The organism is Bacillus sp. UNC437CL72CviS29 (assembly GCF_000482345.1).
GTDB classification, from domain to species: domain Bacteria; phylum Bacillota; class Bacilli; order Bacillales; family Bacillaceae_G; genus Bacillus_A; species Bacillus_A arachidis.
The window spans coordinates 62,062-79,456 of the sequence record NZ_AXVB01000014.1 but is presented as its reverse complement, the minus strand read 5'-3'; the positions used below and the strand labels follow the sequence as shown (position 1 = coordinate 79,456).

Annotated in this window: 20 protein-coding genes and 1 pseudogene; 12 read left to right on the top strand and 9 right to left on the bottom strand. The window is 34.3% G+C overall.

What is annotated here, in order from left to right; all coding sequences use genetic code 11:
• Positions 1–137: 137 nt before the first annotated feature.
• A complete protein-coding gene (locus M014_RS0113750; protein ID WP_026592267.1) occupies positions 138–1,088 on the top strand; it encodes a S8 family peptidase in 951 nt (316 codons plus the stop codon).
• 335 nt (positions 1,089–1,423) lie between these two features.
• Here M014_RS0113750 and M014_RS0113745 read toward each other — a convergent pair whose 3' ends face one another.
• Both M014_RS0113745 and M014_RS0113740 read right to left on the bottom strand, forming a co-directional pair.
• Positions 1,424–1,648 (bottom strand): hypothetical protein, encoded by a 225-nt coding sequence (locus tag M014_RS0113745; RefSeq protein ID WP_026592266.1) that lies wholly within the window; start codon positions 1,646–1,648, stop codon positions 1,424–1,426.
• 85 nt (positions 1,649–1,733) lie between these two features.
• Positions 1,734–2,081: a DUF4257 domain-containing protein gene (locus M014_RS0113740; protein ID WP_026592265.1), complete on the bottom strand. Its 348-nt coding sequence runs from the start codon at positions 2,079–2,081 to the stop codon at positions 1,734–1,736.
• A 294-nt stretch (positions 2,082–2,375) separates the two neighbouring features.
• Between M014_RS0113740 and M014_RS0113735 the strand changes: the two are divergent.
• The 4 genes and pseudogenes from M014_RS0113735 to M014_RS0113720 all read left to right on the top strand — a co-directional run bounded on the left by M014_RS0113735 (position 2,376) and on the right by M014_RS0113720 (position 4,854).
• Positions 2,376–2,650: pseudogene (locus tag M014_RS0113735) on the top strand (hypothetical protein).
• A gap of 138 nt (positions 2,651–2,788) precedes the next feature.
• A complete protein-coding gene (gene rsgA, locus M014_RS0113730; protein ID WP_026592263.1) occupies positions 2,789–3,838 on the top strand; it encodes a ribosome small subunit-dependent GTPase A in 1,050 nt (349 codons plus the stop codon).
• A gap of 150 nt (positions 3,839–3,988) precedes the next feature.
• On the top strand, positions 3,989–4,303 hold the full coding sequence (locus tag M014_RS0113725; protein ID WP_026592262.1) for a hypothetical protein: 315 nt from the start codon (positions 3,989–3,991) through the stop codon (positions 4,301–4,303).
• A 182-nt stretch (positions 4,304–4,485) separates the two neighbouring features.
• Complete coding sequence (locus tag M014_RS0113720; protein WP_026592261.1) at positions 4,486–4,854, top strand: DUF3979 family protein; 369 nt, start codon at positions 4,486–4,488, stop codon at positions 4,852–4,854.
• Positions 4,855–4,886: 32 nt separating this feature from the next.
• Here the strand turns inward: M014_RS0113720 and M014_RS0113715 are convergent, their stop codons facing one another.
• A complete protein-coding gene (locus tag M014_RS0113715; RefSeq protein WP_026592260.1) occupies positions 4,887–5,927 on the bottom strand; it encodes a YkvI family membrane protein in 1,041 nt (346 codons plus the stop codon).
• A gap of 241 nt (positions 5,928–6,168) precedes the next feature.
• Between M014_RS0113715 and M014_RS0113710 the strand changes: the two genes are divergently transcribed.
• The 3 genes from M014_RS0113710 (at position 6,169) to M014_RS0113700 (ending at position 8,417) form a co-directional block, all read left to right on the top strand.
• Positions 6,169–6,612, top strand: coding sequence for a Dps family protein (locus tag M014_RS0113710; RefSeq protein WP_026592259.1), 444 nt, complete (start codon positions 6,169–6,171; stop codon positions 6,610–6,612).
• Between the two features lie 96 nt (positions 6,613–6,708).
• Entirely contained in the window at positions 6,709–7,164 is a 456-nt protein-coding gene (locus tag M014_RS0113705; protein ID WP_026592258.1) for a DUF3939 domain-containing protein, read from the top strand.
• A 299-nt stretch (positions 7,165–7,463) separates the two neighbouring features.
• Positions 7,464–8,417: an alpha/beta hydrolase gene (locus tag M014_RS0113700; protein WP_026592257.1), complete on the top strand. Its 954-nt coding sequence runs from the start codon at positions 7,464–7,466 to the stop codon at positions 8,415–8,417.
• Between the two features lie 99 nt (positions 8,418–8,516).
• Here M014_RS0113700 and M014_RS0113695 read toward each other — a convergent pair whose 3' ends face one another.
• A complete protein-coding gene (locus M014_RS0113695) occupies positions 8,517–8,720 on the bottom strand; it encodes a DUF3896 family protein (protein WP_026592256.1) in 204 nt (67 codons plus the stop codon).
• Positions 8,721–8,905: 185 nt separating this feature from the next.
• Here M014_RS0113695 and M014_RS0113690 point away from each other — a divergent pair, with 185 nt between their 5' ends.
• Entirely contained in the window at positions 8,906–10,378 is a 1,473-nt protein-coding gene (locus tag M014_RS0113690) for a flavin monoamine oxidase family protein (protein WP_026592255.1), read from the top strand.
• Positions 10,379–10,519: 141 nt separating this feature from the next.
• Positions 10,520–11,104: a GNAT family N-acetyltransferase gene (locus M014_RS0113685; protein ID WP_026592254.1), complete on the top strand. Its 585-nt coding sequence runs from the start codon at positions 10,520–10,522 to the stop codon at positions 11,102–11,104.
• 48 nt (positions 11,105–11,152) lie between these two features.
• Here the strand turns inward: M014_RS0113685 and M014_RS29645 are convergent, their stop codons facing one another.
• Together M014_RS29645 and M014_RS0113675 are read right to left on the bottom strand one after the other, a co-directional pair.
• Positions 11,153–11,299 (bottom strand): hypothetical protein, encoded by a 147-nt coding sequence (locus M014_RS29645; protein ID WP_197030401.1) that lies wholly within the window; start codon positions 11,297–11,299, stop codon positions 11,153–11,155.
• Positions 11,300–11,377: 78 nt separating this feature from the next.
• Positions 11,378–12,280: an aldo/keto reductase gene (locus M014_RS0113675; RefSeq protein ID WP_026592253.1), complete on the bottom strand. Its 903-nt coding sequence runs from the start codon at positions 12,278–12,280 to the stop codon at positions 11,378–11,380.
• 149 nt (positions 12,281–12,429) lie between these two features.
• On the opposite strand from M014_RS0113675, the gene M014_RS0113670 reads away from it, so the two are divergent.
• On the top strand, positions 12,430–13,380 hold the full coding sequence (locus tag M014_RS0113670; RefSeq protein WP_026592252.1) for a CobW family GTP-binding protein: 951 nt from the start codon (positions 12,430–12,432) through the stop codon (positions 13,378–13,380).
• A gap of 8 nt (positions 13,381–13,388) precedes the next feature.
• Here the strand turns inward: M014_RS0113670 and M014_RS0113665 are convergent, their stop codons facing one another.
• Together M014_RS0113665 and M014_RS0113660 are read right to left on the bottom strand one after the other, a co-directional pair.
• On the bottom strand, positions 13,389–13,859 hold the full coding sequence (locus tag M014_RS0113665) for a GNAT family N-acetyltransferase (RefSeq protein WP_026592251.1): 471 nt from the start codon (positions 13,857–13,859) through the stop codon (positions 13,389–13,391).
• 131 nt (positions 13,860–13,990) lie between these two features.
• The gene (locus tag M014_RS0113660) at positions 13,991–14,944 is read right to left on the bottom strand and encodes a metal ABC transporter substrate-binding protein (protein ID WP_026592250.1); all 954 of its coding nucleotides are present in this window, start codon (positions 14,942–14,944) and stop codon (positions 13,991–13,993) included.
• Between the two features lie 694 nt (positions 14,945–15,638).
• Between M014_RS0113660 and M014_RS0113650 the strand changes: the two genes are divergently transcribed.
• Positions 15,639–16,298 carry an oxidoreductase gene (locus M014_RS0113650; protein ID WP_026592248.1) on the top strand — a complete coding sequence of 220 codons (660 nt, stop codon included), beginning with the start codon at positions 15,639–15,641 and terminating at the stop codon, positions 16,296–16,298.
• A 46-nt stretch (positions 16,299–16,344) separates the two neighbouring features.
• Here the strand turns inward: M014_RS0113650 and namA are convergent, their stop codons facing one another.
• Positions 16,345–17,385: an NADPH dehydrogenase NamA gene (gene namA / locus M014_RS0113645; protein WP_026592247.1), complete on the bottom strand. Its 1,041-nt coding sequence runs from the start codon at positions 17,383–17,385 to the stop codon at positions 16,345–16,347.
• Positions 17,386–17,395: the final 10 nt, after the last annotated feature.

Genomic DNA, 17,395 nt, shown 5'->3' with positions numbered 1-17,395 from the left:
AGCATATCTGATGAAAGAGATGTTTTTGTATTGAGAAAAATCTTGAAGCAGGAAAATAAGAGTGAGAAAACGAATGTTATCATTAAATGTAAGCGCGTTCAATTTAGGGAGATAATATATTTTTAGGAGGGATCACGATGAACAGTAGTACAGTAAGTAGGCAAAAGGGTATTCAATTAATTCCGTTTACGGTAAATAAAGTAGTGGAGCAAGTGAATGAAATTCCACCAGGTGTACAACTGATTCATGCTCCTGAAGTTTGGGAAAAGAGTGCAAAAGGGAAAGATATTATAGTTGCGGTATTAGATACAGGTTGTGATATAAATCATGTTGATTTAAAAGATCGTATTATTGGTGGAAGAAATTTCACTGAGGATTATGAAGGTGATCCGAAAATTTATCTTGATAATAATGGTCACGGTACGCATGTTGCAGGAACAATTGCAGCAGCAGAAAATGGTGTTGGAGTCCTAGGAGTTGCGCCACTTGCCAAGTTATTAGTGCTAAAAGTATTATCAGGAGATGGCTCGGGAAGCTATCAACAAATTATTGAAGCGATTGATTATGCTGTACGTTGGAGAGGACCGAATCAAGAACGAGTACGGATTATTTCTATGTCACTTGGTGGACCACAAGATGTACCAGAGCTACATGAAGTCATTCAACATGCTGTAAAACAGGACGTACTTGTCGTATGTGCTGCAGGAAATAATGGAGATTGCAGTGATAAAACGGAAGAATTAGATTTTCCGGGTGCATATTCAGAAGTAATTGAGGTAGGGGCTGTTAATTTAGAAAGGAAACTCGCTTGCTTTAGTAATTCAAATCAAGAAATTGATTTAGTTGCACCAGGGGAGAAAATCCTCTCCACTTATCCAGAAGGAAAGTATGCGGTATTAAGTGGGACTTCAATGGCAACACCGCATATTGCAGGAGTATTAGCGCTTCTGATTAAGCAATGCGAAAGAGAATATGGAAGAAAGTTATCAGAGCCAGAAATTTACGCACAGCTTATTAAACGTACTGTACCATTAGGGTATGAGCGAACATCAGAAGGAAATGGATTAATAGATTTGTTAAAAGAATAATTGTTACTAAAAAACATCTCATTTGAATATGAGATGTTTTTTAGTATGGTTCTGTCCCATGTAAGAGTGTATCAAGTAATCCTTGGAATCTAGCGTTTAAATTTTTTGTTCGAATTGAAATCTTGTGTTTAGAAGAAGTGATCGGCATATAGAAAAAGAAGACAGTGAAAAGTAGAGCGTTATTTCATAATTGAATAACTATAAAATGATACTTCCATCAGTGGAAGATTCGCCATTGATGATGATTTGAATGAATCAAGTTTTGACTTTCTATTAGTATAAGATAAAATAATTATGTAAACAAAATGACGAAAAGCACTGTTTTAGTAATATTACTAAAACAGTGCTTTTCGTTTAGATTGAATAGTTGCAGCATTTTCATCTTCTATTCCTGCTTCTTCGATAATTCGTTTTTTTGCTTTATCCAATAGGTGATTGACTGCTTCACCAAAATAGTTAGCTTCGCGCTTTGTGCGGGCTGCTCGTAAACATTTATAGTTTTCTATCAGTTCCTCTTTTTCAGAGTCTGTTAAGAAATCTTCTATTTTTTGTTTTGTCATACGAAACACCCTTTCTTCTGACAGACGACGCAATTCAGAAATATTTATTCCCCATTATAACAGTAAATTTCAAATGAAGTATAGCTTAACGTCGCAATAATTTGTCAATTTCTTGGATTTTTTCATCAGCTTTACCAATCTGTGTGTTTTTTGCTTGTTCACCACCGAGAGCTTGATGAAGTAAAAATGTTTGCCCTGAAATGGCAGTGACAATGGACACTTTAATAATTTCTTTTAAAGTATTCACATCAAATAAGACGAGTCCCAGAAGTGCCGCAAGACTACCAGTTAAAATATCAGTGAAAAACCCGAGGTGAAAAAATGTTTTTAAACGGCGTGGAAGCAATAACTTGCCTTGGTTATTGATAAGATGGGAAACGAAACCAGTAACGCCACCAATGAGAACAGCAGTTAGCCATTGATACATCTCCATCAAATCCACTCCTTTTAGTGAATAAGATTCGTTTTTTGTATTTGTATTCCTTTTTAAATTTTATATCAGCATATTGAGAAAATTTGGTCTGGCTACGTGCTTGTTCATTTTTATTATAACAGAAAATTTAGATATATTTCAGTCTATTATATGATATCACTTTTCATTATTACGAGTTTAGAAAAGGGGGCAAGAAAATGAATATGAATACTCCCCCACTTAACTTCGTTTAAAGTAGGGGTACTCTTTCGGTAAAATCTGTTAGATTATCGAAAAAAGGATGTAGAGGGCTATATGAAAAATATTGGACAACTTGTTAATATGCTTGAGCATGCAAGAGCGGTCACATTGCAAGAAATAAAAGATTAAAAAAAGATGATGATTGGTTAATGTCAGAAGGACGATGGGAAAACGGCGTCGTATATAATCAGTACTATTTGTGGTTTCATGTACTAGAAGATGAAATCAGCCATCGTGGGCAAATAAGAACAATAAAAGAAATGTATCTGAAAAATCAGTTAAATAAAGTAGCTTTTCAAAATTCTATCACATATAATGAAATTAACTAAAGTAAGAACGGAGTGATGTGTTATGGCGATGATTATTGATATGAATGTTAAAGCGAATACAAAGGTGGACGGAAAGAGCGGTACTTTGTAAGAATCGCGTATTCCTTCCACTGAGTTCAAAATAGGGAGGATAAAAATTTGAATCAAAATCGTTTAGAATCATTTGGATGGGATTCTTTTTTTGAGGATCAATCTATAGAAAAATATGAAGTAGGTCGTATTTTACTTGAACATAAGCACATGTATCGTATTATTTGTGATGATGGTGAGTATATAGCTGAGTTATCCGGGAAATTTCGTCATGAAGCATTAGATAAAGGGGATTATCCAGCAGTTGGTGATTGGGTGCATATAAAGAAAATAGAAGAGGAAGGCAAGGCTATTATTCATCATGTTTTCCCAAGAAGAAGCTCCTTTTCTAGGCAAGCAGCTGGCGAGAGAACGGCTGAACAGATTGTGGCAGCAAATGTTGATTATCTTTTCTTAGTCAATGCGCTTAATCATGATTTTAACGTAAGAAGAATCGAACGTTATTTATTATTAGCTTATGAAAGTGGATCAATGCCTATTATTGTTTTGACGAAAAGTGACCTATGTGAAGAAATGGAGCAAAAGATATTGGAAACAGAAGCGGTAGCCATGGGTGTTCCGATCTTTGCGGTTGATAGTTTGCAGCAAACAGGAATTGAATCATTGAAACAATTTGTTGCTTCTGGCAAAACGATTGCCCTTGTCGGTTCATCTGGTGCGGGTAAATCTACTTTGTTAAATGCATTAATGGGAAGTGAAGTTGCAAAAACAGGTGGTATTCGAGAAGAGGATAGTAAGGGAAGACATACTACGACTCATCGTGAGTTGTTCCAATTACCAAGCGGTGGCCTAGTGATTGACACACCAGGAATGCGAGAGCTTCAACTATGGGAGGGAAGCGAAGCAATTCATGCAGCGTTTTCTGATATTGAGAAACTTGCGGAAGGATGTCGTTTCCGTGATTGTGAGCATGAAAATGAACCTGGGTGTGCCGTTCGCAAGGCTATTGATGAAGGTGTTTTAGCAGAAAACCGTTTGCGAAATTATAAAAAATTGCAAAGAGAGATTGCATACGCGATGAGAAAACAAGATCCAGTGCTCGCTCGTGCTGAACGAGGGAAGTGGAGAAAAATAACAAAGCAGAATCGGAAAAAGTAGAATAAATTAAAAAACCAAAAGCAAATAGAGTGCTTTTGGTTTTTTGTCATTTATTCTATAAAAAACAGAAAATTATAGTCGGAAAATAAAGGATTTTGTTATATACGTGTATAATTATTGTAAAATAGACTATTTATAAAGGAGAAGAGTATGGGAGTGTACTGGGGAACTAAAAGACATTCTTGGCTTAGCTATGCCTCATTTTGGTTAAGTATTTCATTTTTTCTTATCTTTTTAATTGAGGTGTTTGTATTTAAAACACTTTTAAATAGTTCGAGTGGTGTCGTACAAATTATTAAATATTTTTATTTCATATTTGTACCACTAAATATCTTTATTAGTTTAAGACTATTGTTTAAAAAGAATGAAAAGAAAACATTACCGATTTTTAGTTTTATTGTCTCGTTACTATTCGCAAGTTTTATAGCAGTATTAGCTTTAGCTGCTACAGGAAAAGTATTTTGATGAAAAACAGGAATGATAAAAGTCATTCCTGTTTTTTTTCATAATTTATATAAAAGTGATGAAGTAGAACAGGCAGATGAATACAGCAAGTCAATTGATATATGGTACAATAAAATTGATAGTGATAGAGAAAAAGGGTATATAAAATACTCATTGTTTTTTAGTAAGAGAGGGGTTATCTTATGCTATACGGGGATTTGATGTCATTATTTCAAGTTGCTCCAATGGAAGATAAGAAAAATGGCTGGAAATATATAATCCAAGAAGAAGATGGTCAATATTCAATTGTTAATAGTGTATCAACGGAACATATGAGTGTAGAATTGTTTTTTAATGAATATGACGAGTTGCGAATTACTTTATATAAAGAGGGTCGGCAGATTACAACTATACAACGAATAGCAATCTTAAAAACCGAGTTAGAAGAGGATGAAGAAGCGGTTCAATTTGTTTTAGAGCGTATGCCAAGCAGAATGATTCGGTTACAATTAAAACCATTTCTCGCAGTAGAAATGGGTCTATATTGGGAAGTCTGTGAAGATTGTGAGTAAAAAAGCATCCGTACATAGCGGATGCTTTTTTACTATGTTTTTTCTAACTGTTTATATGCGATAATTGGCAGAAGAATGATGCTAACCCATCCGATGATAGGATATAAGATATGAAGAAGTTCACTGTAACCAATATAGCTAAAACAATAACTAATAAGTAAAATAAAATAAATAATATGGTTGCTCTTCCAGCCAGTAATAGACTGCATTTGTTTTGTCATCCCAAATACGTTTCCAACTAATGTTGTAAATACTTCCCCAAAAATAATAAGGACAAAGAAAAAATGGAAAGTAGCATTAAATCTTCTTACTACTTCAGCCATAGGAATATTATATTGGTAAAATTGATCAATAGATAAAATAGCTAGATGACTACATAATAGAATAAAACACAGCCCAGCTCCTCCTAAAATTCCGCCCCATAGAATCGCTTTTTGATCTTTTACTTCGCTTGCTAGCGGTACCAGAACACTTTGGGCGAGAGAAAGATTTAAGGCGACATATGTAAGGGGACTTGTTACCCATTTCATATTCCAACTCTCTGTCGGAACTGTGTTAAGGATAGGGATCGCACCATGAATAAAAGTTGTAATAGCAAGTCCGATAATAAAAATCATCATAATTGGTACGACAAGTGTATTTACTTCAAATACACCTTGTAAGCCGCGGCTTCCAATGATAATACACGCGATAACTGTAATGAGAATACCGAGTTGTCGTGGTAGACGTAGTTGTTCCTCGAATACAGCACCAGCACCTGATAGCATGACACTTGTTACACCAAAAAGTACGAGTAATAACAAAGTGTTTATCACATTTCCAAATACATCACCAAACAAATATCTGTTAAATTCCTGAGCGGAAAATGCACCGATTTGTGAAGAAAGTAACATCATTTTTGTACCCAGCCAAATGAAAAGAATTCCACTTATGCATATTCCAATTGTTCCGTATAATCCGTTAATCGTAAAAAATTCAACAATTTCTCGTCCGGTTGCAAATCCAGCCCCAACGACAGTCCCAATATAAGTAGCAGCAACTTTTTTAGCTACTTTCCACTGCTGATTATCCATGTAATCCCTCTTTCTACTATGATGAACGTGACCTATTATTATGCATATGTGTGAGCTTGGACAATTAGACATATGAAGTGAAAGAAAGGGTACATAGATTTTTCAACATTAGTAAATGATTAAAGTTGTTGCAACTTTGTGACATATAGGTGGATGATTTGGATGAGTAGGGAATTTATGGTACAATAAGAATGTGTTCTTAAAAGAGAATAATTATAAGATAATAAGAGGAGTGGATTGAATGAGTACAAAAACAAATGTTGTTGAAGTATTAAACAAACAGGTAGCAAACTGGAGTGTGTTATATGTAAAACTTCATAACTATCACTGGTATGTAACAGGCCCACACTTCTTTACATTACATGAAAAATTTGAAGAGTTTTATACAGAAGCAGCAACGTATATTGATGAATTAGCAGAGCGTATTTTAGCGTTAGAAGGAAAACCATTAGCAACAATGAAAGAGTATTTAGAAACATCTACTGTACATGAAGGAACGAGTAAAGAATCGGCTGAAGAAATGGTACAAATATTAGTAAAGGATTTCTCAGCAATCATTCAAGAATTAAAAGAGGGTATGGAAGTAGCGGACGAGGCTGGAGACGAAACATCAGCAGATATGCTATTAGCGATTCATACAACATTAGAACAACATGTTTGGATGTTAAGTGCATTCTTAAAATAAGATATTGAAAACCTATTGAAAATTCTTTCGATGGGTTTTTTTATGATTTTTAAGCTTTCTTTTTATGGTATAATATAGTAAAAAGGAGGCGATACAATGTTTCGCTTTTTCAAAAGTGGAAAAGAGGAGAGGCAAATTACGAAAGATGAATTAGAACAAGCAATGGCTAAATTTCTAGAAAAAAATGCCAATATTGTTTATACAGTATTAGTTAATGAAGATTATACAGTGAATTATGACTTATTAAAACCATATCTACCAGCATTTCCTACAAATACGTTCATTATAACGAAGGAAACACTTGAGGTATTTGAACATACAGAAGAAAATTTAGAACTTGTAAAAGAAATTGATATTGTACAAAAAGCGGTAGACCAATATGTTACCGAAAAAGAAATGTTTCCTATTGTAGAAAACGATGAGGATCGCCTTATATGTGGAATGAAACTAGCACCGTATTTAGATCGTATATTAAAGCGAAAATTATATATTTCAGAGAAACATTATTTAGTCTCAAGTAAACCAGATAAAAGTAAAAAAAATATTGTTTAACAAAAAAACAACAATGATATATTGTTGTTTTTTTGTTAAAAGAAATGTGAAACTATAGTATATTTTGTTTTATAAATTGACTTTTCTGTCAATTTTGTATTTAATTATATAAGAGATAGAAAGGAGTGATGTATTATGAAAAATTGTAAGTTATTTTGTAAACGTTATCCTAAGAGTGGGAGTAGTTACTGTTAATCTAATATTTAAAATTTGACAGTATGTATTACCGGAACCTTAGGGTGACTGAAAGCATGTTAAAGAAATATATATTCCTAAAAGGTTACGGGAGGTAAGTGTAGATGAATAAGGTTACTTACATTGGTTTACTAAATGAGACGTTAGAATGTTACGCGAAAGATGGTAGTTTAGAAGCATATTATTATATTACTAAAAATGCAGACAAGGTAACTGGTGGTAATAAGGCGCAAATATTTAATTTTAGATATGCATTGGCAAGTGCATCTGGGCTTGAGAAAGAAGCTTTACATATAATGAAAGAAGCGATTGTCGAAAATGAGTTTTGGTATGGATATGAATATTTGATTACGGACGAAGATTTAAAACCGCTTCATAAATATGAAGAATTTAATCAGATGATTCAGTTATGTAAAGAAAGAGAAGAAGCAGCAAAGAAATCTGAACAAGTTCATTTGAAAACGCTACAAGGGAAGAGCGGTATTCATAACAATTTATTAATTGCAGTGCATGGTAATCAAGAAAATATAAAAATAGCAGAACCGTATTGGAAACCGGTTGTGAATCAAGGTTATTTGTTAGCATTACCGCAGTCCTCTCAAATTCAATTTTCAGAAGGTTATGTTTGGGATCATGTCGAAAAGGGATCCCGTGAGTTAAAGGAGCATTATGAAAGTATTATAGCGAACAATCGTGGTGAGCTAAATCATACAATTATCGGAGGCTTTTCTGCTGGTGCAAGGGTGGCGCTACATGCAATATTAAACGAAGATATAGCGGTACAAGGTTTTGTTTTTGTAGCACCGTGGGTTCCTGAGATTGAAGAATGGGAAGACTTGTTGAATAAATTGAAAGATAAAGGTATTAAGGGATATATTATTTGTGGGGATCAGGATGAAGATTGCTTTGAATGTACACAGAGGTTTGTGAAGCTATTGGAAACGAAAAACATACAATATAAGTATAAAGTTATATCTAACGTAAACCATGATTACCCTGAACAATTTGAAGACGTATTGAAAGAAGCTGTTGAATATATTACGAAAACAGAAGTATAAAAAAGAGATGCATCACTCTATGTGATGCATCTCTTTTTTATGCTTCTGCTAGCAACCGATATGACTTTAATTTATCCTCAAATAAACAAGCGAATGTTTTTACATCCGCTTGTTATGAGAAATGCCACGTTCATAATGATTCATCTCCACCAAAGTTAAAATATATTCGTAGTTATCGATCTCCATCTTAATTTGATTTCGATCTTCTTCAGTTAAATTTACATTTAATAATTTTTTGCATAATAGTTGTTTTTTTAATTCTAAATGTTTTTTTGTTTCAAGATAGTCGTAAGTGCGTTTCATTGTTATCAATCCTTTCCTTACATTTCCTATCTGCATCTTTATTATATGATAAGGAATGGCGAATGAGAGTAAATCTCTGTGAATTATTAATGAATATTCTGAAATATATTGTGTTGTTCTACTATACTTATGAATACAATTCAAAGAATCACTGTTTTGTATTTTTTAAAGCAAGGGGTGGAATGATGCAAGTGCATACACAATCCCGTGTTACAACTGATGAAATGTTGAAAATTATTGATAAAGGATTACCGAAAACAGTAGAGCCAAAACAAATCATTATAGTTGGTGCTGGAATGGCTGGTTTAGTATCAGCATCGTTACTTAAAAACGCAGGGCATTCTGTGAAAATTTTAGAAGCGAATAACCGTATAGGAGGCCGAATTGAGACTGTTAGAATGGAGGACACTGGATTATATTTAGATGTTGGAGCGATGCGTATACCATATATACATACACTAACGATGGCGTATATAAGAAAGTTCGGGTTGCAAGTAACTCCTTTTATTAATCGAAATGAGACAGATATTATTTATGTGAATGGTAAAAAAACGACGTTGCAGCAATATGAAAATAATCCTAGTATTTTAAAGTATCCAGTTGCAGTGAATGAGGTGGGAAAGACCTCTGAGGAGTTATTATTATTAGCAGTACAGCCAATTATTGATTTTATTAAAAGAGACCCAGATAAAAACTGGAAGATTGTTGAACAAGACTTCGGAAAGTATTCAACAGCACAGTTTTTAAAATATCATCCGTATCAATATAAAACGTATTTTTCACCAGTAACGATTGAGATGATTGGTGTACTTTTGGACTTAGAAGGTTTTTTAGAAAAATCATTTGTTGAAACGTTACGATTTATATATATTTTGCAGCAAGAAAGTGGTTTTTGTGAAATTAAAGGGGGCAATGATCAGCTTCCAAAATCTTTTTTACCGCAGTTACAAGATGATATTATATACAATCAAAAATTGATGAAACTTCATCAACATCAAAAAGGAATAACAGCTTATTGTAGACATGAAGAAACGTTTGAATATAGTAGCATAACCGGTGATTTAGTTATTATTACAATTCCGTTTTCTACAATGCGCTTTGTGGAAATTGACCCTTTCGATTCTGTATCACATGAAAAGTGGAGAGCGATTCGTGAATTACATTATATGGCTGCTACGAAAATAGGAATTCAGTTTAAAAGTCGCTTTTGGGAAGAACAGGGTCAATTAGGGGGAAGGATTATAACGGATTTACCAATCCGTTATGCATATTATCCGAGTCATGGGATTGGTTCAAAAGGACCTGCTATTATGCTTGGAAGTTATACATGGTCTTTTGATGCATTATTATGGGATGGATTATCGAAAGGTGATCGCATTTATTATACATTACAAAATTTAGCGACTATATTAGGTGGTCAAGTGTATGATGAATTTATGTCAGGAATATCCAAAAGTTGGACGTTAGATCCGTATGCATTAGGAGGGTTTGCTATTTTTCAAGCTGGTCAAGAAGTAGAATTGCAACCAGCAATTGTAAAACCTGAAGGGAAAATTTATTTTGCAGGAGATCATACAACGCTTTATCATGGATGGATACAAGGAGCGATTGAGTCTGGAATACGTACAGCGGTAGAGGTGAATCAGTTGATTGTATGAGTTTAATAGTAGAGAAAGTGTGCATATAAATTGAGTGAGCGTGTTGTTTAAGTTTTAAAATAAGTAAAATTCAGAAAAGTATTTACTATATAGTTTAAATTTAATATTATTATATACAAAAGAAAGATGGGGGTGTTTGGAATGAATCCATTATTACTTGATTTTCCTTCTGAATTTTACACAGACAGGCTTTTTATTCGAATGCCGAAACCAGGGGATGGAAAAGTAGTATATGAAGCTATCAATGCATCGGTAGAAGAACTAAAGCCGTGGATGGTTTTCGCTCAAAAGGAGCAAACAGAAGAAGAAATCGAAGCGAGTATAAGAAGGTCGCATATTCAATTTTTACAGCGTGAAGATTTGAGATTACTAGTATTTTTAAAAGAAACAGGCGGATTTGTAGCATCTGCTGGATTGCATCGTATCGATTGGGAAATACCAAGATTTGAAATTGGATATTGGATAGATTCTCGCTTCGGTGGAAAAGGCTATATGACAGAAGCGGCGCAAGGTATTATGAATTATGCTTTTACTGAGTTAAAGGCAAATCGGATAGAGATTCGCTGTGATTCACGAAATGTAAAAAGTAGAGCGATACCAGAGAGGTTGGGTTTCAACTTAGAAGGGGTTTTAGAAAGCAGTAGTGTAGCAGTAGATGGTAATGGATTAAGGGATACATGTGTGTTTGCGATGACAAGAAATAGGTATGAGAAAGCAGAGCGATAATGTAGTAGCTTTGCTTTTTGAATTGTATTATTATTTAAGTTTCAGTCATTATAAGAATTGTTTAATGATTTTTACCCAGCCTAAATAGGAAACTCCTAAAATAATAGCCCATAAGAATGCAAGTCTTGCACTTCTTGGAATAGATAACCAAATTTCGAGTAATTTCCAGGAGTAACCTTTATTCGAGTTATTCATAAATCCAACTCCTTTTTATGGTAATTATAACATAAAAAGGAGTTGGATATTCAATACCTACTATAATTTGTTAGCACATTAAGGTACGGGATGTCCATTCGAACTTTCAAAGATTGTAAACCATTGCTGACGATCTAATGTAAGTTTTGTAGCTTCGATTGCCGTCTTCACGCGCTCTAATTTACCAGAACCAACGATTGGCATCATGTTTGCTGGGTGAGCAAGTAGCCATGCATACATGATAATATCAATGCTATCAACATTTAATTCATTTGCAATCTTTTGTAAAGTTTCTCGTAAGCGTATAGCACGTTCATTTTGTCCTGTAAAGATTTCTCCACCAGCAAGAGGAGACCAAATCATGGGATTAATTCTTTTCTCTTGGCATAAGTCAATTGTACCTTTTTCGAAATGTTGAAGCTGCATCGCAGATACTTCAATTTGGTTTGTAATGAGCGGGAAATCTAAATATGAGCTAAGCATATTAAACTGAGACGGTAAAAAATTAGATACGCCAAAATGACGTACTTTTCCATCTTGCTGTAAACGTGTGAAAGCTACTGCCACTTCACTTGGATCCATGAATGGGTCAGGTCGATGAATGAGTAGCAAATCAATATAATCGGTATGTAAGTTTTGTAGCGACTGTTCTACACTTTTCACGATATGTTCAGCACTAGTATTATAGTGAGCAACATATCGTTCTGGGAATTTTGGTGATAAGGGAGCGATTCCACATTTTGTGACAATTTGCATACTTTCACGTAAAGAAGTCTTTAATTGTAATGATTCCCCAAATAACGATTCGCACGTATACCCCCCGTAAATATCAGCGTGATCAAAAGTTGTAATTCCCATATCCATACAATTTTCGATGAAAGAAAGTAATTCTTGTTTTGACATATTCCATTCTGCTAAACGCCAAAATCCTTGAATGATACGAGAAAATTCAAGGTTATTAGCCATCTGAATTCGTTTCATTTTGAGTAGACCTCCTTGATGAATAATGATATTTTTGAAAAGGCTTTCTTGTTTGGTAATATTATATAGCTAGCAAGAGATGCTTACAATAAATATGTCTTTTCTGTATGATATAATGTATATAGATATAGGCATAAGGAGCTGTAAAAATGATTCCAGTAACAATTTTAACTGGTTTTCTTGGATCTGGGAAAACTACATTATTAAATCGTATTTTATCGGAAGAACATGGTAAAAAACTAGCGGTTATTGTAAATGAAATAGGTCAAATTGGCATTGATAATCAATTAATTATGAATGTTGAAGAAGAAATTATGGAAATGACAAATGGCTGTTTATGCTGTACAGTGCGTGAAGACTTACTTGTTGCTTTAAAACAATTACTTGACGTAAAAGCAGAAGGGAAAATGGATTTTGATGGTCTGGTGATTGAAACAACAGGTCTTGCAAACCCAGGACCGATTATCCAAACGTTCTTTTTGGATCCAGTTATTCAATCAGCATACAAAATTAATGGTGTTGTGACAGTGGTAGATAGTTATCATATACATAAACATTTTGAAAAAGGATTAGAAGCAAAAGAGCAGATTGCCTTTGCTGATATGATTTTAGTAAATAAAGTAGATTTAATTGAAGAAGTGGACAAGGAAAAACTTCTTACTGAGTTACAAGGGATTAATCCGATGGCAAAATTAATACCAACGACAAATTGTGAAGTAGATATTCCTGCTTTATTAGAAATTCAAACGTTTAAAACACGTGATACATTAGAAATTTATCCGCATAAAGAGCACCATCATTTAGAAGGTGTGAAATCGTTTGTATTACGTGAAGAGCGGCCATTAGATTTACAAAAGTTGAATGAATGGATGTCAGCTGTCGTTCAAGAATTAGGAGAGTATTTATATCGATATAAGGGCATCCTTTCGATTGATGGAGTGGATCGCCGTGTTGTTTTTCAAGGTGTTCATACTTTGTTTGCTGCTTCTTATGATAGAGAGTGGAAAGAAGGGGAAGAACGCGTAAGTGAAGTGGTTTTCATTGGGAAAGATATTAATAAAGAATGGTTCCAAGAACATTTTAAAGAGTGCGTAAAATAAGCCTGTTTTCACAGGCTTATACTTTCATTTATTTGTAATTCCATTATAACACCAACAACGGGTCCTTCATCATCAATATCACCAGTTAAGTGAAAGTCGAAAGACTCATATAGTTTCATTGCTAGTGTGTTGTCTGGATGAAGACTTAAATAAATTTTTCTACATTGAAATTTTTGTTGTAAATACTGGATTAGCAGCTGCAGAAACCGTTTTGCATACCCGTTTCCTTGGAAATGATAATCAATCATAAAACGATCTAACCATACGCTATCATCTTTTGCTGAATACCAACCATACATCGCATATCCAACAAGTGTCTCTCCATCATATAAGCCTACTGACGTTCCGTTTCCTTCAAATAAAGACTCTGCTAAAGAAAATGCATTACTCTCAATAAATTGTTGCTGCCCCTTTGTTACTTGTAAAGCAGCGACTGAACGCCAATTGTTTGCTGTTACTTCACGAATGTGAAGATTCATAGTTCCAACTTGCTTTCTGAAGTGTTATAAAGCTAATATGGATAATTTTACTTGCTCTTTCGTTTAAGTCAAGTTGATGTATTGAAAAAAGACAGCTGAATATGTCCAGCTGTCTTAGAGGAAAGGTACATTTAGCTTGTAGCTTCTTTTAAAGCATTCACGTTTTCTTCCATTAATGTGAAGTAATCTTTGTTTTTCTTTGCATCATCTTCAGAAATAGTAGCGAGGTGATTTAAACGTAAAATTTTCGTTCCTGTTTCTTTTTGAATAACTTCTGCTACTTTTGGAGTAGAGAATGTTTCAAAAAGAATATATTTCAAGCCATGATCTTTTACTGTTTTTGTAATGTTAGCCAGTTCTTTTTGTGACGGTTCATCGGAAGCAGAGATTCCAGCAACTGGTATTTGTTTTAATCCATAGCGTTTTTCCCAGTACCCATATGCAGCGTGAGAAACTAGAATATCTTTCGTTTTTGCACCTGAAACAACAGATTTAAAATGATCATCTAAGTCAGTAAACTTTGTTTGCAGAGCAGCGAAGTTTTTCTCGAATTCTTTTTTATGATCTGGTTGCAATGCTACAAGTGCATCTTTAATTTTTTCAGCCTGTTTCATTGCGAGTGTAGGATCCAGCCATACGTGTGGATCTTTGTCGTGATGGTGATGTTCTTCTTCTTTATGACCTTCTTCGTGTTCATGATGTTCTTCTTCTGATGAAGCGATAAGATCGAAGCCTTTAGATGCATTAACAATTTTTACATTTTCTTTTTTTAATGTTTTTTCCATTTTTTCTGCAAACGGTTCTAATTCTGCGCCGTTGTATACGAATAGATCTGCCTTTGCAACTTGCACCGTTTGTTTTTGACTTGGCTCATATGTATGAGAGTCAGCACCAGGTGGATAAATTGTTTCAACAGTTACATAGTCACCACCGATTTTTTTAGCGAAATCAGCAAGTGGAAAAATGGTTGTATACACAGAAAGTTTGCCATCTTTTTTTGCTAATCCTTCTTTTTTGCTGGAACATCCAGCGAAAATTAATGTGAAAATAAGTATAAAAGAAAATACCATTAATCTTTTCTTCATATAATTCTCCTCTTTTCTTTCTTTTCCAATTTTATTTTCTCCCAAAATAAGAGAAAAAACATTTTTATCGCAAAACGTAATAATTACGTTTTAAGTTGCGAACTTAGTATAATACATCTTTATGAAAGTTGCAATAAAGTGAAACATTAATTGTTGTAGGATAAAGTCCCGTACCAATTATTAGCCTTCACCAATCAGGATTTTACAGGCAGTTGATCCCCATAAAACATCTTTATTGTGCTGGATTTTGAGGCGGGGATATTTCTGCACGTTAATGCGGAGTAAATAATAATCATTTCGATTTGATTTTGTTATAAAGTTGTCAAAAAGAGCAGTATTAATTTTTATGAATGTCGCATAAGTGGCAACATTGCTTTCATATATTGAGGTAGAGGGGATGAAAAGGGGATGAGCGAGTGGATTACTTGATGGAGGCAATTTTATTGATATTAGTAGTTGTTTTACCATTAACATGTGTTTTGATTTTCCTTAAAACATTAATAAGTAATCTGGGTGACTCTACAATCATAACAAAGTTACCAATAGAGAAAACAAGAGAGAAGAGTGAGTAAAGCGCTTGCGTCACGCATAGTGCTTTACTTATGATAGAATAAGTAAAAAGGAAACTCCTAGAAATAGGATTGGTACTGCCTAATTGGACGGTATAAAATTAGATAAAGAGGTATAGGGATAGATGAATAAACGAACAGCGCTAGTACTCGGTGCAAGTGGTTTAGTTGGACAAGAAGTGACGCAGCTATTACTTGATTCAGATTACTATGATTCGGTAATGGTTTTTGTAAGAAAACCATTACAATGGGAGCATGAAAAGTTACAACAGAAACAAGTGGACTTTTCTATATTAGAAGAGTATAAAGAGTTATTTGCTGTTGATGATGTCTTTAGCTGTCTTGGGACAACAATTAAGAAAGCAAAAACGAAAGCGAATTTTAAAAAAGTAGACTATGAATATACATTACGAGCAGCTTGTTTAGCAGAAAAACAAGGTGTGCAAAATTTTCTTGTTATTTCTTCTATGGGTGCCAATCCGAAATCTCTATTCTTTTATTCACAAGTAAAAGGGAAGATGGAGGAAGAACTTCAAAAGTTGGTGATTGGTGGAGTTCATATATTTAGACCATCATTACTACTTGGGGATCGAGAAGAATTTCGTTTTGGAGAAAGAATGGCTGAGAAGATATTTGGTATCGTACCATTTGTATTTAATGGTACTTTAAAAAAGTATAAGCCAATTACAGCTGAGCAGGTTGCAAAAGGGATGTATCTAGCAGCGCTACGTGAAGAATCTGGTGTTCATATTTATAATTCTACAGAGATTACAATGATGAAATAATGAAAGAGGAGAAGGGACGTCCTTCTCCTTTTTGTTTTATCTCATTTTAGCGGCGAGTCGGGGTTGTTTTACCGCGAGCACGTTGATATTGGTGTGGTTCTTGTAATTCAAATCCAAGTTCGTTGGCTGCTGTTCTTGGGAAATATGGATTGCGAAGTAGCTCGCGACCAATAAAGATCAAGTCCGCTTCATTATTTGCTAAAATTTCTTCTGCTTGTATACCACTTGTAATTAGTCCTACTGCGCCTGTCGCGATGCGCGCTTGTTTTTTTATATGATTTGCATATTTTACTTGATAGCCAGGGTAAACATCAATTTGTGAAGGTACAACTGCACCAGAACTACAATCAATTACATCTACCCCTTGTTCTTTCATCCATTTTGCAAATTGAACATAGTCATGTTCTGTTAATCCTTCAGGGTGATAGTCATTAGCAGAAATACGTACAAATAAAGGACCATTCCAAACTGCATTTACAGCATTAATGATTTCTCTTAAGAAACGGTAACGATTTTCAGGTGATCCACCATATTCATCAGTCCGTTTGTTTGATAATGGAGAAAGAAATTCATTAATGAGATAGCCATGAGCCGCATGTAATTCAATAATATCAAATCCTACTTGTTTGGAGCGGTATGCAGCATCTTGAAAAGCGGAAATTGTTTCTTGGATTAGCTGTTTATTCATTTCTAACGGAATTTTCATAGCATCATTAAATGCAACAGCCGAGGGTGCCACAGCATCTGTATGTAATTCAGCTTTTCGTCCAGCGTGTGCTAATTGAATAGCTGCTTTGGCACCATTTTCATGGATGAGTGAAACCGTTTGTTGTAAACCTGGAATATGATCATTATTCCATATACCTAAATCTTTATTAGAAATACGTCCTTCAGGTACAACAGCTGTAGCTTCAAGCATTACAAGACCTACTTGACCAGCTGCTCGAGATGCATAATGGATAGGATGGAAATTTGTAACCTTTCCATCCTCGTGTTCTGAAGAGTACATACACATCGGTGACATAACAATACGATTTTTTAATGTGATATCTTTCATCGTATAAGGTGAAAAAAGATGATAGCCCATAGTTATTCCC